Below are 14,146 nucleotides of genomic sequence, written 5' to 3' on the forward strand. Positions count from 1 at the left end.
GGCAGTATTCACGATCAAGCCATGCAGTTTATATATCAACAAGTATTGCAGCGATTGCTTGAACATTTGTCGCAGGCGCAAAAAGCCTCGCTGCAATTGTTGATTCAGCGATTGATTGTGGCGGCCGGTGGTGTCGAACGGGTCAAGGAGGTTCGCCTGATGTTCGTGTTCGATGCCAGCCAACCCAGCGCCCAGGCGCTGGCGTGCTTGCGCGCAGCGCAGTTGAGTATTGCCGCACGTTCCCCAGGCACTTTCCAACTGCGCATTGCCTCAGCCTGGCAGGCCGGCATGAGCACGACCGCCCTGGCCAATGTTGAGAGCACATTCTCCCGGTTGTTCATGCATGACGACCCGCGCATCGATTTGCTCGTCCTCGATGCTGGGCAACTGCTTCCTTACGACAGCCGTCGTGTGCCGTCCCATGACCAGCAGCACGCTGAGCGGCAGGAGTGGTTGCTGGGCGGACATCTGTCGAGTGACAGGCCGTTGCTGGCGAACTTTGCCAGTCATGGCTACCTGCACCTGGCGGAACTTGCACGTCAGGCACTGCGCTGCAAGGGCGGGGTAGATGCAATCATCAGTGCCGACTCACTGTCTGATCGCAAGCGTTACCTGGCCTGGAGTCGGCGGTCATTGCGCAATGCCGACCTGCTGGGTGTCCGGCCGATTCACAGCTGTGCAGCATCGTTGCTCGACGGCATGAGTGAGCTACGCGCCCGTTACATGAGCCTGTTGTTGGGACAAGAGCGGATGCCTGTACAACTGCCTGAGCCCGATGCGGACCATCGGCCAGCCTTGCGCTTTATCACCATCGGCGACCTGGTCTTTGATTGTGATTCCCCTCAAGGCGAGCGGTTGAGCCGCTTTTTGGGCTATCGGTTTGACGAGCAGGCGTTTTCCTGTGAGCGCTCGGGGCTTGCCAACCCCTTGCTGTTGGCACACCTGCAGGGATTGCGGGCGGAGTTCGTCGACGACCGGCGTTATCGCGATGGGGTCGACCTGTACCTGCAGCAGACCCGGCGCTTGATGCAATGCAAAGGGTTGTCCAGCACCTTGCAGGCGAGTGTATTCAATCACTGGCAGCCCGGCGTTCTGGAGCAGCGGCGAGCCCAGGCCAATGATGTCGCCTCGCGAGCCTATGGCTTGGGCGAAGCGCAGTTGGTGTGCCAAGTGTTCCGCCCTTTTGTCGGTCAGGGGCTGAAGCTGGAAGCATTTTTGCGTCGCTGTCACCCCGGTATGTTGGTGGCCGTCCCTTATTTGCATAAGGCATTGCGTGGGCAACCGGCGCCAGAACCAGTGGTGCAGTGGTTGGTCGACATCAGCGGCTTGCCACTGCCGATACTGCAAACACTTTATGCTCGAGATCCATTGCCCGGTCGCGCCGCCGAGTGCCTGCTGAGCAGTTTGCAGGTGAGGGGGGCCGACCTGCGCCATTTGTCGACTCGCGCTGCGAACAGCACGAAGCACAGGGGCGATCAGGTCGGCAACCGTTGATGACACGCCAGACAAAAAACAACGATTTTGCCTATCAGGCGGTGTATCGCTACCTGCTGGAGCTGATCGCCCAGATGGCGCCGGGCAGTTACAGCAAGTTGCCTTCGTTACGCGACCTTGCTCAGCGCTTGAATGTCTCGATTTCAACCATTCAGTATGCCTACTCGCTGCTTGAGCACGAAGGGCGCGTACAGTCAGTGCCCAAGTCCGGCTATTTTGCCAGCGGCGGCAATGTACCTGCGCTCCCGTTCGCTGGCGAAGACCTGTTGCAAGACCTGCAGCAGTATGCCCGCAGTCCGCAGATGCTGGTGTTCAGTGGTGCGCATTCCTTGCCATCGATGGAGGCGAGCTTGCTCGGTGTCGAGCGGCAATTATTGCGCCAGTACCCACGGCCTCTCGGACCTGTTCACCCCTGTGGCGAATTGGAACTGCGTACCGCGTTGGCAGCACGCTATACGCGTTCTGTGGCGTTGTACTGGAATGCTGAAGATGTCTATCTGGCGCTGGACCTACGCTCGTTGTTCGAGACCCTGCTGGCAGCACTGGAGTTACAGGGGTGCACGATTCTGGTGACATCGCCTTGTTCCTGGCGCTTGCTGAGAATCTTGCAGAGCGCCGGCCTGCGGGTAATCGAGTTGCCGTTGGGCGCTGATGGGGCGTTGGATCTGGAGCGATTTGCCAGCCTGCTCGAACGTGAACCGGTGCGCATGGTCATGCTTGCTTCGCGCTTGAACAGCCCTCACGGCAGCCTGATGCCGTCGGCGCAGCATCAGGCCATCGCCCAGTTGCTGGCTCAACATGACGTATGGCTGCTGGAAAACGATTTGGACGCCGAGTATTACTTCGCCGCCAACCCGCAGGCGTGCTTACGTGAGATGGTCGACCCGCAGCGTTTGCTGGTGTTTTCGTCACTGGAGCGCAGCGTAGGGGCCGAAGCACCCTATGCGTATTTGTTGTCGCGCCATGGCCAGCGGCGATTGCAGCGTCAGTTTCTGGCTCGGGGCTTTCGTTTGCCGCCATTGCGTCAGCAGGCGGTGGCCCGGCTGTATGCCAAGGGCAGGATTGATGTCCATCTGGCCCAGGCACGGCTGCGCTTGCGCGAGCGCGTTACCCACCTGTATCGGCAAATGCAGATACAACTGGGCAGCCAATTGCATTTCCAGATGCCGGCAGGTGGGGTCACCATCTGGGCGCAGGTTCAAATGCCAACGGACTCTCGCATGCTGTTCAATCGCTTATTGCGCCAGGGCTTGCTGATCGAACCCGGTGAAGTGTTCAGTTTGCACGGTGACTATCGACAGTACCTGCGCCTTGGGTGGCCTTCAGGTGCGCAAGGGGACTTGCAGAGCGGGTTAAGTGTGCTCAGTGAAGAGTTGCAGCGTGCTCAGAAGACCGGCAAGTTGCCCTGACCGATCGGCGGTCGCGGGCGTGCTTGCAAAGCATCACTCTCTGTATGTATAACCAGTGGCTTGATTATCTTTCTGCAGCCTCGCCGTGATCGCTTACTCCGTCGACGATCCTTTCTATTACCTGGGTAATTTCCTGCGGGTACTCGACTGGATCGAGTTACGTTATGCCGACTTGCTCGACAGCAGTGAGCAGGCCTTCATCCATCAGTTCCGCGAGCAGCCGCGCCCGGCCCAGGCGTTGCTCGTGCGCATGGTCATGCGCAAGGGGGCGTTGTTCCGCCCAAGCAAGCTGGTCTATACCGAAATCGGCCCCCCACTGCCGGCCCTGCAACCTTTGCTTGAGCTGGGCTGGGTCAGTGATCGCAGCCCGGTGAGCCTTGAACAGTTGTTTCAGTTACTGCGTAAGGAAGAACTCGCCAGCGGCTTTGCCGCGCAGCTGACTCGCCCCAAAGCGGCCAAGGCCGAACTGTTCACCCAGCTGCAAGTACTTGAGCTATCACCGCGCTGTGTGCAGGACTGGATACCCGGTTTCGCCGAGCCGATCATTTCGTTGCAACTGCAGGCTTTGTGCGATCGCTTTCGCTTATTGTTCTTCGGCAATCTATATCAGGACTGGTCAGAGTTCGTCCTGGCGGATTTGGGCTTGTTGCGTTATGAACAGGTGGCTTTCAGTGATGATTCGCGGGCATTGCGTCAACGTGGCGATGTCGACCTGGCCCTCACGTTGCACCGCTGTGCCGAGTTGCTGGAGCAGGGGGCACCGGTGTCACAGGTGCTGGCTCAAGTTGAGCCCTTGGACAGCGATAACCCGTGGCTGCTGCGTCGCCGCTCGCGCTTGTTGTACCAGCTTGGTCAGCACTGTGAGCGCCTGGGAGACTGGGACCTGGCCTTGCAGATCTACCCGCTTAGCCACCACCCGCACGCGCGGATCCGTCGCATTCGGGTGCTCGAGCGCAGTGAACAGTGGGCCCAGGCCCATGCACTGGCCACAGAGGTTGCCCAGCAGCCCGCCAGCCCGATTGAGGTGCAAGCCTTGGCGCGAATGCTGCCTCGTTTGCAACGCAAGCTGGGAGGGCCAGCGCAGCCCCGGCGGAAAAAAAGCCTGAGCGGCCTGATTGAGCTGCAGCTGCCCATAGAACACGCGGCCTTGGGCGTGGAACAGGCGGTGCAGCTGCACCTTGAACAGCAGGGCGGCAAGGTGCATTACGTGGAGAACACGTTGTTCAACAGCCTGTTTGGCCTGCTGTGTTGGGAGGTGATTTTCGCCCCGATGCCGGGCGCCTTCTTCCACCCGTTCCAGAGTGCGCCACAGGACTTGCACGATGCCGAGTTTCAGGCGCGGCGCAGTGACCTGTTCGCCGATTGCCTGGGGCAACTGGACGATGGCCGTTACCCGCAGACGATTCGCCGCCATTTCGTCAGTAAGCAGGGGCTGCAGTCACCGTTCGTTTACTGGCAGGGGCTCAGCGAAGCCTTACTCGATCAGGCCCTGGCCTGCCTACCGGCACAGCACCTCAAACGCTGTTTCGAGCGTTTGCTGGACGATATCCAGGGCAACCGCGCCGGCATGCCCGACCTGATTCAGTTCTGGCCCGAACAGCAGCGTTACCGGATGATCGAGGTCAAAGGACCGGGGGATCGCCTGCAGGACAACCAGCTGCGCTGGATTGACTTCTGCACTGAACATGGCCTGCCGGTTGAGGTTTGCCACGTCAGCTGGGTCACCCAGGCACCATGAGTTATCGCGTCGCGGTGCGGGCATTGTGCGAATTCAGCGCCAAGGTGGGCGATCTGGACCTGCGCTTCACCCCTTCACCCACGGCCCTGGAGGGCATTAGCGGCCACCAGCGGGTTGTGGCCCGACGTGGCCCGGGCTATGAGGCCGAGATCAGCCTTGAGGGGCAGTTTGCGGCCTTGCAGGTGCGGGGCAGGGCAGATGGCTACGACCCGCAGTTGAACCGCCTGGAAGAAATCAAAACCTACCGCGGCGACCTGACGCGCCAGCCCGACAACCATCGGCAGCTGCACTGGGCCCAGGCCAAGGTCTATGGCTGGTTGCTTTGTCAGCAGCGCCAGTTGGCCGACATCAACCTGGCGCTGGTGTACCTGGATGTCGACAGCGATACCCAGACCCTGATCGAACAACACTGCAGTGCTCAAGCGCTCGAACAGTTCTTCAATGCCCAGTGCACGGTGTTCCTGCGCTGGGCAGAACAGCAACTGCAGCGCGTGGCACGGCGTGACACCGGGCTGCAGGGCCTGGGCTTTCCTCACGGGCAGTTTCGCCGAGGTCAGCGGGAACTGGCCGAGACCGTTTACAAGGCGGTCAGTACCGGACGCTGCCTGATGGCCCAGGCCACCACGGGCATCGGCAAAACCCTCGGTACCCTGTTTCCGTTGCTCAAGGCCATGGTCCCGCAGCAGTTGGACAAAATTCTGTTCCTGACGGCCAAGACGCCGGGTCGCGCGCTGGCTTTGGACGCCTTGCATCAGCTCCACACCAGCGCCCCCGAACTCGCCTTGCGCAGCCTGGAGTTGGTGGCTCGCGACAAAGCCTGCGAATACCCGGGCAGTGCCTGCCATGGTGATGCCTGCCCCTTGGCCAAGGGTTTTTATGACCGCCTGCCGGCGGCTCGACAGGCGGCCCAGGCGCAGACCATTCTCGACAAGGCGGCAGTGCGTGAGATTGCCCTGGCTCATCAGGTCTGCCCCTATTATCTGGGTCAGGAGATGGCGCGCTGGGTCGATGTGCTGGTGGCCGACTACAACTACTACTTTGATCAGAGTGCTCTGCTGTACGCCCTGGCACAGGTCAACCAGTGGCGCCTGGCTGTATTAGTGGACGAGGCGCACAACCTGGTGGACCGTGCCCGGCAGATGTACAGCGCCAGCCTCGATCAATGGCAGCTGCAGGCCTTGCGCCGCAGCAAACCGGCGGGCATGGGCAGCGCGCTGGACCGCCTGAATCGTCAATGGAATGCCCTGCACAAAACACAACTGGCGCCCTATCAGGTGGCAGACGCGTTGCCCGAAGGCTTGCTCAAAGCGTTACTGCACTGTGTTGGCCTGATTCAGGAACAACTCAATCAGCAACCGACCGGCATTGACCCGGCGCTGTTGCAGTTCTACTTCGATGCCTTGCAGTTCCTTCGTGTCAGTGAACTGTTCGACGCGCATTTTCTGTTCGATATCACTAAGCGAGAAGGGCCGGGCAAGCGCAGCCTGTCGACCCTGTGCCTGCGTAACGTGGTGCCGGCCAGGCAAATCGCGCCGCGAATCGCCGCGACCCGCAGCACCCTCTTGTTTTCCGCCACCCTGAGCCCACGCCACTATTACGCCGATTTGCTCGGTATGCCGACCAACACCGCCTGGCTTGACGTGGCCTCACCTTTTGCCGCCGAACAATTGCGGGTGCAGGTGGTTCGTGAAGTCTCAACCCGGTACCAGCACCGAGCCGCCTCGCTGGCGCCGATTGCGGCGCTGATTGCCGAGCAATATGAGGCCGAGCCCGGCAACTACCTGGCGTTCTTCAGCAGCTTCGAGTACTTGCAACAGGTGGCCCAGGTGCTGGCCACAACGCATCCGCACATCGTTCAGTGGCGCCAGGCGCCGGGCATGGATGAGGCGCAGCGTCAGGGTTTTTTGCAGCGTTTCGAACCTCAGGGCTGCGGCGTGGGCTTCGCGGTGCTCGGCGGGGCGTTTGCCGAGGGCGTCGATTTACCCGGCACGCGCTTGATTGGCGCTTTTGTTGCCACGCTTGGGCTGCCTCAAGTCAACCCGGTGAACGAGCAGATCAAACAGCGCATGAGCCAGTTGTTCGGCATGGGTTTCGACTACACCTACTTGTACCCGGGGGTGCAGAAGGTCATTCAGGCGGCTGGCCGGGTGATCCGAGGCACGGATGACAGGGGCATGGTCATGCTGATCGACGACCGCTTCGCCGAGCCCAGGGTGCAAGGCATGTTCCCTGCCTGGTGGGCGCCGCAGGACAAATAATCGCGGTGTTGGGGAGCATTGGCGTCGCGTGCTTGTCAAAGTGCCAGTAAACTCCGCATTTTGAATACCCTGAACATCCTTTCTTGAGGTTTTGCATGAAGCTCAGTCCTTTGGCAGGCAAACCGGCTCCAGCCTCCGTGTTGGTGGATATCCCGCGCCTGTTGACCGCCTATTACACCGGCCAACCCGATGCCAGCATTGCCAGCCAACGCGTCGCGTTCGGCACCTCCGGGCACCGCGGCAGCTCGCTGGACCTGAGCTTCAACGAGAACCATGTGTTGGCCATCAGCCAGGCGATCTGCTTGTACCGCCAGGCCCAGGGCATCGATGGTCCGCTGTTCGTCGGCGCTGACACCCACGCGCTGTCCACACCTGCTGCTGCCAGTGCCTTGCAGGTGCTGGCCGCCAATGGCGTGCAGGTCATGCTGTCCAAGGATGACGAGTACACGCCAACCCCGGCGGTGTCCCACGCGATCATTTGCTACAACCGTGGGCGTAGCAGCGGCCTGGCCGACGGTATTGTTATCACTCCTTCGCACAACCCGCCGCAAAGCGGTGGCTTCAAGTACAACCCGCCCAATGGCGGCCCGGCCGACAGTGATGTGACCAAGTGGATCGAGGCCAAGGCCAACGAGCTCCTGGCCAATGGCCTCAAGGACATCCAGTGCATGGATCACGAGCAGGCGCTGCAAGCCAGCACCACTCACCGCCATGACTACGTCAGCAGCTATGTCGCCGATCTGGAAAACGTCATCGATTTCGACGTGATCCGCAGCGCTAACCTGCGCCTGGGCGTTGATCCATTGGGGGGAGCAGGGGTGCGTTACTGGTCGGCGATTGCCGAACACTACCAACTGAACCTGGAAGTGGTTAACACCGAGGTCGATCCGACCTTCCGCTTCATGTGCGTCGACTGGGACGGGCAGATCCGTATGGACCCATCTTCACCCCATGCGATGCAGGGCTTGATCGGTCTGCGTGAACGATTCGATGTGGCCTTTGCCTGCGACCCGGACCACGACCGCCATGGCATCGTCACCCCGAGCGGTCTGCTGGCCCCGAATAACTACCTGGCCGTGGCCATCGACTACCTGTTCCAGCACCGTCCGCAGTGGCGTCAGGATGCGGCGGTCGGCAAGACCGTGGTCAGCAGCGGCCTGATCGACCGTGTTACCGCGCGTCTGGGCCGACGCTTGTACGAAGTGCCGGTAGGTTTCAAGTTTTTTGCGGATGGCTTGTTCGATGGCAGCCTGGGCTTTGGCGGTGAAGAAAGCGCCGGTGCGTCGTTCCTGCGCAAGGATGGCAGTGTCTGGACCACCGACAAGGATGGTTTGATTCCGGCGCTGCTGGCGGCAGAAATCACTGCCCGCACCGGTCGTGACCCAAGCCAGGCCTATGCTGAACTCACGGCTGAGCTGGGTGAGCCCTTTGCTACTCGTGTCGAGGCCAAGGCCAACGCGCAGCAGAAAGCCTTGCTGAGCAAGCTGGCACCGGAGCAGGTCAAGTCGACTGAGCTTGCCGGTGAGCCGATCATCCAGATCCTCAGCCATGCGCCGGGTAACAACCAGGCCATTGGCGGCCTGAAAGTGATGACCGCCAATGGCTGGTTCGCGGCGCGGCCATCGGGTACCGAAGACATCTACAAGATCTACGCGGAAAGCTTCGTCGATGAAGCACACCTGCAGCGGCTGGTGGCTGAGGCCCAGGAACTGGTAGACGCCGCAATCGCTTGATGGTGACCTGTGGGAGCCGGCGTTGCCGGCGATGGTATCGACGCCGTAGCGGCTGCTATGCGCTGACAGCATCGCCGGCAAGACCGGCTCCCACAAGGGCCTGAGTGCTCAGGCCACATCCACCAGCACAATCTCGCTGTCTTGCAGGGCTGTCACTGTGAGCACCTGCTCGTTCTCGATGGCAACCCCGTCGCGTGCTTCAGTACGCACGCCATTGACTTCAATCAGACCTTTGGCCGGCACCAGGTAACCACGCCGACCGGTGTCGAAGCGATACTCGGCACTTTCCCCAGCCTGCAGAGTTGCGGCCACCAGCCGTGCATCGGCGCGAATGCGCAGACTGTCCTCATCACCCTCACGACCACTGGCCAGGGCCACGAAGCCTTCGCCGCGTTCGCCTTTGGGGAAGGGGCGGCTGCCCCAGGTCGGTGCCTGTCCAGCATGCTCAGGCACGATCCAGATCTGGAAAATCCGCGTATCGACCTTCTCCAGGTTGTACTCGCTGTGGGTGATACCGGTACCGGCACTCATGACCTGCACATCGCCGGCTTCAGTACGGCCCTTGTTGCCCAGGCTGTCCTGGTGGGTGATAGCACCCTCACGTACATAGGTGATGATTTCCATGTCGCGGTGCGGATGCGGCGGGAAGCCACTGCCAGCGGCGATCAGGTCGTCGTTCCAGACCCGCAGGTTGCCCCATTGCATCCGTTGCGGGTCATAGTACTCGGCAAAGGAAAAGTGATGGTGGGCGTCGAGCCAGCCATGGTTGGCGTGACCAAGGCTCTTGAAGGGGCGCAGTTGCAGCATGATGGGCTCTCCTGGTGAGTCGGTTGATGGCGTGATCATGGCTGAATCTATGATCGAAAATAAGCGTAAATTTCGGCTGATTTCAATCGAATTGCTGGATGTTTACAGTGGGGGTAATTTATACGCTTCATCGTCTAATTCACTGATCTGTAAGCATTCAGCTGGTGATTTTTGTCTGATGGAGCGAACATGAGCGCAGGTTTTTTCTTGTTGGAGTCCGTGTGTCTGAAGAGCGTCCCAAGCTACCCCTGGAGTTGACTCCCCCTGCGCAACTGCCCTGGATCAAGCGCCTTACGGCGCGCCTGCTCGGTCGTGGCTTGAGCCGCTTGCACGCGCAGCATCGCGACTCCTGGTTTCAGGGCCATGCCACGGGCCAGCGCAATGGGCATGCCGACGGTTTGCGTGAAGGCTACGAAGAAGGGCGGGTAGACGGCTACGAAGCCGGGCGCCAAGTTCTGGTGATCCGCGACACGCGCCCCGATGGCCACGCTGTGCCAGCGCAGGACGATCATTTGTTCGACGACTGGCGCCTGCCGCTGACGGCCGAGCTGAAGAAACGCTTCAAGGCGGATGTCGCCCAGCGCCTGCCCGCGCACGCGCAACCTAGTGCGGCACAATGGAAGATGATTTTCAGCGACACGCCGTCCACGTGCGTCATCGCCGGCGCCGGGGCAGGCAAGTCGACATCGCTGGTCTTGCGCATTCTGCTGCTGCGCCATTATTTGGGCGTTGAGCTGGACGCCATGACCGTGGTGACCTTCACCCGTGAATCGCGCAAGGACTTCATCGCCCGGCTAGTGCAGGTATTCAGCCTTTGGCAGCTCAATCTGAACCCTGCCCAGGCCCGAGAACTGGTGCGCACCTTCCACTCGCGCATCCTGCCACTGGTGCGCAGCCTGCCGGGTTTCAGCCAGGTGCGCGCGTTCGAGACCCTCGGCAGCGAGATGCCAGGGGGCAGCGAAGCCAATGCCGAGAGCAATCCGTTCGACCTGCGCATCAATGACGCTCAGCGCCAGCAACTCAACCTGTGTTATCGCGACCTGCTCAACAGCAGTCCGCGTTTTGCCGAGTTGATTGCCGGCCTGCGCCGTGAGGCCTTGCAGCTCAAGGCTCTGGACCGCGATCACCCCGACGTGCAAAAGCGTGTGGCCGTAACCCAGCTTTCCGCCAGCCGTGATGAAGAACTCTGCGATACCCTCGAAGACCTCTGGTTTGGTGCCGGTGCCTGGCCGATCAAAGGCATCGAACCGAGCCGTGAAACAGTCGAGATCAACGGCAGCCGCTTCCATTTTCATGGCCATATTGCCGAGCTCGATGCCTGGGTGGTGCTTGGCTTCGATCCGGGTGAAAACCAGCAGTACAAGCGTCCAGGGGCCAAGTTGCCGGTCTGGGCGGAGTGGGTGATAAAGCGCACCTTGTTTCAAGCGTTCTGCGATAAGCCGGTGATCTGGCTTGAAAATTATGCTGCTGCCAAACGCTTGACCTCTTCCCTGGCCGGTGACGCTGTCGCTGGGCCGGGTTTCGATTACAAGGTCAAAGGTGAGCTGTCGGCGATGCCACTGCTCGATGCTTTTGTCGGTGCCGCAGGCTTTATCGAAAACCTTGGCCTTGAGGTAAACAAGGCCGTAGGTGCCATGAGCTTCCCCGCAGGGGATAGCGATGCCCGGTTCTTTGAGGCCTTGAGTCTGTATTGGAAGGCGCTGGAGGCGCATCTGCTCGGCCAGTCGCCTCCGATCATGAGCTACAACCGCATGTTTGCCTTGTTCGGCGAGAACAACCCGGAAAACCTGCAGCTGCTGCCCGATCCTTTGTTGCGCCCGCTGGCACACCTGATGATCGATGAATTTCAGGATGTCTCGCCGCAGATCGTCTCCTGGCTGCGGGCGTGTCTGCGCGAGATCCGTCGACGCGGACCTGACCTGCACATCGGTCGCGTCGCCCAGCATTCCTCACTGTTGTGTGTGGGTGATGACTGGCAGTCGATCTACGGCTGGCGTGGCAGCTCGCCCAAGTTCTTCATGGAGTTCAGCAAGGAGTTTTCCTCCCCGAGCACCACGCGAGTGATGCTCGCCGACAACTACCGTAGCCACCAGCACATCATTGATGCGGCTGAGCACATCGTGAAGTCGGCGCCCGCGATCAACGGCAAGAAGGCCAGGGCGTGTGGTCCGGCGGCAGAGGATCCGTTGCCGGTCAAAGTGCTTGAGCGTGATGAGGCAGCCTTAGCTCAGACGCTGATGGAGCATTACCGACGCGGTGAGTCGGTAATGATGTTGTTTCGAAAAAGCAGCGATAAGCAGTTGATATCAGAGCATATTCAGCCTCTGGTAAATCATGAATCAGGGTTGCCAGCGAACCAACGCCGCTTCCGTCAACTGACCTACCACAGCGCCAAGGGGCTGCAGGCTGACGCCGTGTTCATGCTCGGTGATTGCCAGCACCTGACCAGCTCACCGTACAAGAATCAGGTGTATCGCCAGGCCGGTTTGGGGCGTGTAGGCGATCCGCTGGCCTTCGACAATGCCCAGAAGGATGAAGTACTGCGCCTGGCCTATGTGGCCATCACCCGTGCGGCGAAGCATTGCTATTGGTATGTGGAGAAACCCACGGGGGATGCTGTCAACCTGCCCAGAGCGTCGAGCCAGGTGGACGGGCGCAAGGTGTTTTTCGAAGATGGCCGGGAGCGGGTGGTCAGCTGACCGCTCCACATGCTGGCCAGCTGTAGCCGCTGCCGCCAGGCTGCGATCGGGCGTGAAGCGACCGTCATCTAGCCCATCATGGTGAGCGGATAACGACGGCTTCGCAGCCGATCGCAGCCTGGCGGCAGCGGCTACGGAGCGATTGCTGCGAAGTCGCCATTCAGGCCTTCAACGCCACGTCCGGCTTAACCGCCGGCACCGGCTTGCCAATCGCCTGCTCAACCCGCTGCGCCACGGCCGGATCATCGGCAAAGGGCATCAAGCTGGCCTGATCATCCACCTCGCGGCTATGGCCGCGCAGGCAGACGCTGGTGACCAGGTAGAAGAACAGCACGCCATTGATGCAATGCAGGGCATACAACCACTGATCCATATCGGTACTCCTCAGGCCAGGCGGGCGTTGGCCAACGCCAGATTTTCATCCGCCACGCGCACCGTGCGCCAGGTGTTGTACGCCATCAGCAGCATGCCGCTGAGAAATAGCACCCCACCGATGAAGCGCACCAGGAAGCCCGGATGGCTGGCCACCAGTGCTTCGACGAAGGAGTAGGTCAGGGTGCCGTCTTCGTTGGTGGCACGCCACATCAGGCCTTGGGCAATGCCGTTGACCCACATCGAGGCGATGTACAGCACGGTGCCGATGGTCGCCAGCCAGAAGTGCGCGTTGATCAGGCCGATACTGTGCATCTGCTCGCGGCCGAAGACTTTCGGGATCATGTGATAGAGCGAGCCAAAGGTGATCATCGCAACCCAGCCCAGGGCGCCGGCGTGTACGTGGCCAATGGTCCAGTCGGTGTAGTGCGACAGGGCATTGACGGTCTTGATTGCCATCATTGGCCCTTCAAAGGTCGACATGCCGTAGAACGCCAGCGAGAGCACCAGAAAGCGCAGGATCGGATCAGTGCGTAGCTTATGCCAGGCACCTGACAGGGTCATCATGCCGTTGATCATGCCACCCCAGCTCGGTGCGAGGAGGATCAGCGACATGGCCATGCCCAGCGACTGCGCCCAGTCGGGCAGGGCGGTGTAGTGCAGGTGGTGTGGGCCGGCCCAGATGTACAGGGTAATCAGCGCCCAGAAGTGCACAATCGACAGGCGATAGGAGTACACCGGCCTGCCAACCTGCTTGGGTACGAAGTAATACATCATGCCGAGAAAGCCTGTGGTGAGGAAAAAGCCCACGGCGTTATGGCCGTACCACCACTGGACCATGGCATCGGTGGCGCCGGAATACACCGGGTAGGATTTGAACCAGCTGACCGGGATCGACAGGTGGTTGACCACGTGCAACATCGCGATCACCACGATGAAGGCCCCAAAGAACCAGTTTCCGACATAGATGTGCTTGACCTTGCGGCGCATCAGGGTGGCAAAGAACACGACGCCATACGCGACCCAGACGATAGCCATCCACACCGCACCGGTGAACTCGATCTCGGCATATTCCTTGGTAGTGGTCAGGCCCAGCGGCAAGCTGACCAGCATGATGGCGATGGTCGCCTGCCAGCCCCAGAACGTGAAAGCGGCCAGTTTGTCGCTGTACAGGCGTACCTGGCAGGTGCGCTGGACGGCGTAGTAACTGGCGGCAAATTGTGCGCTGCCGGCAAAACCGAAAATCACCAGGCTGGTGTGTAAGGGGCGCAAGCGGCCAAAGCTGGTCCACGGCAGTTCGAGGTTAAGTTCGGGCCAGACCAGTTGCGAAGCGATCCAGACCCCCATCGCCATCCCAAGGACGCCCCAGAACACCGTCATGATGACGAACTGGCGGACCACCTTGTAGTTGTAGGCCTGGGCCTGTTGATGTGTGCTCATGGCTAGTTTCCACAGTTCCTGTAAGGCTCGTCCTACCGAAAGAGGGCGGGACACCGGCGCAGACTGTAGGAACCTGCCGTTATTCAAAACAGACTCAGAAACTGGGCATAACACCGGATCAGATAAAAGCACCGTATTTGCTGGGGATTTACCTCACTGATCCGGCCAAGGTGCGACGAAATATCTCTGTTCTGGG

The 14,146-nt window shown here is 60.5% G+C and carries 9 protein-coding genes; 6 read left to right on the forward strand and 3 right to left on the reverse strand.

All coding sequences use genetic code 11. The features are described from left to right. Positions 1 to 21 precede the first annotated feature (21 nt). From CX511_RS11550 to pgm, 5 genes are all read left to right on the forward strand, one after another. Entirely contained in the window at positions 22 to 1,494 is a 1,473-nt protein-coding gene (locus CX511_RS11550; RefSeq protein WP_143527777.1) for a hypothetical protein, read from the forward strand. Further along, positions 1,494 to 2,903, forward strand: a complete 1,410-nt coding sequence (locus CX511_RS11555) for an aminotransferase-like domain-containing protein (RefSeq protein ID WP_101293340.1) — start codon at positions 1,494 to 1,496, stop codon at positions 2,901 to 2,903. The genes CX511_RS11550 and CX511_RS11555 overlap by 1 nt, the downstream gene beginning before the upstream one ends. Positions 2,904 to 2,988: 85 nt before the next feature. Next, entirely contained in the window at positions 2,989 to 4,641 is a 1,653-nt protein-coding gene (locus CX511_RS11560) for a VRR-NUC domain-containing protein (RefSeq protein WP_101293339.1), read from the forward strand. After that, a complete protein-coding gene (locus CX511_RS11565; RefSeq protein WP_101293338.1) occupies positions 4,638 to 6,899 on the forward strand; it encodes an ATP-dependent DNA helicase in 2,262 nt (753 codons plus the stop codon). Before CX511_RS11560 ends, CX511_RS11565 begins: the two co-directional genes overlap by 4 nt. Positions 6,900 to 6,994: 95 nt before the next feature. Further along, positions 6,995 to 8,632 (forward strand): phosphoglucomutase (alpha-D-glucose-1,6-bisphosphate-dependent), encoded by a 1,638-nt coding sequence (pgm, locus tag CX511_RS11570; protein WP_045179762.1) that lies wholly within the window; start codon positions 6,995 to 6,997, stop codon positions 8,630 to 8,632. A 108-nt stretch (positions 8,633 to 8,740) separates the two neighbouring features. On the opposite strand, the gene CX511_RS11575 is transcribed toward pgm, so the two are convergent. Then, on the reverse strand, positions 8,741 to 9,439 hold the full coding sequence (locus CX511_RS11575; protein ID WP_101293337.1) for a pirin family protein: 699 nt from the start codon (positions 9,437 to 9,439) through the stop codon (positions 8,741 to 8,743). 221 nt (positions 9,440 to 9,660) lie between these two features. On the opposite strand from CX511_RS11575, the gene CX511_RS11580 reads away from it, so the two are divergent. Then, positions 9,661 to 12,138: a UvrD-helicase domain-containing protein gene (locus tag CX511_RS11580; RefSeq protein WP_045179766.1), complete on the forward strand. Its 2,478-nt coding sequence runs from the start codon at positions 9,661 to 9,663 to the stop codon at positions 12,136 to 12,138. 160 nt (positions 12,139 to 12,298) lie between these two features. On the opposite strand, the gene CX511_RS11585 is transcribed toward CX511_RS11580, so the two are convergent. After that, positions 12,299 to 12,511, reverse strand: a complete 213-nt coding sequence (locus tag CX511_RS11585) for a hypothetical protein (RefSeq protein WP_045179767.1) — start codon at positions 12,509 to 12,511, stop codon at positions 12,299 to 12,301. 11 nt (positions 12,512 to 12,522) lie between these two features. Continuing rightward, positions 12,523 to 13,950 carry a cytochrome-c oxidase, cbb3-type subunit I gene (ccoN, locus tag CX511_RS11590; protein WP_045179769.1) on the reverse strand — a complete coding sequence of 476 codons (1,428 nt, stop codon included), beginning with the start codon at positions 13,948 to 13,950 and terminating at the stop codon, positions 12,523 to 12,525. Positions 13,951 to 14,146: the final 196 nt, after the last annotated feature.

Source organism: Pseudomonas sp. S06B 330, from assembly GCF_002845275.2.
GTDB lineage: Bacteria > Pseudomonadota > Gammaproteobacteria > Pseudomonadales > Pseudomonadaceae > Aquipseudomonas.

Bases quoted from the DNA above. Each gene is read 5' to 3' on its own strand.
- CX511_RS11585 (WP_045179767.1), bottom strand. From the start codon at position 12,511: ATGGATCAGTGGTTGTATGCCCTGCATTGCATCAATGGCGTGCTGTTC.
- pgm (WP_045179762.1), top strand. From the start codon at position 6,995: ATGAAGCTCAGTCCTTTGGCAGGCAAACCGGCTCCAGCCTCCGTGTTG.
- CX511_RS11575 (WP_101293337.1), bottom strand. From the start codon at position 9,439: ATGCTGCAACTGCGCCCCTTCAAGAGCCTTGGTCACGCCAACCATGGC.
- CX511_RS11550 (WP_143527777.1), top strand. From the start codon at position 22: ATGCAGTTTATATATCAACAAGTATTGCAGCGATTGCTTGAACATTTG.
- CX511_RS11565 (WP_101293338.1), top strand. From the start codon at position 4,638: ATGAGTTATCGCGTCGCGGTGCGGGCATTGTGCGAATTCAGCGCCAAG.
- ccoN (WP_045179769.1), bottom strand. From the start codon at position 13,950: ATGAGCACACATCAACAGGCCCAGGCCTACAACTACAAGGTGGTCCGC.
- CX511_RS11555 (WP_101293340.1), top strand. From the start codon at position 1,494: ATGACACGCCAGACAAAAAACAACGATTTTGCCTATCAGGCGGTGTAT.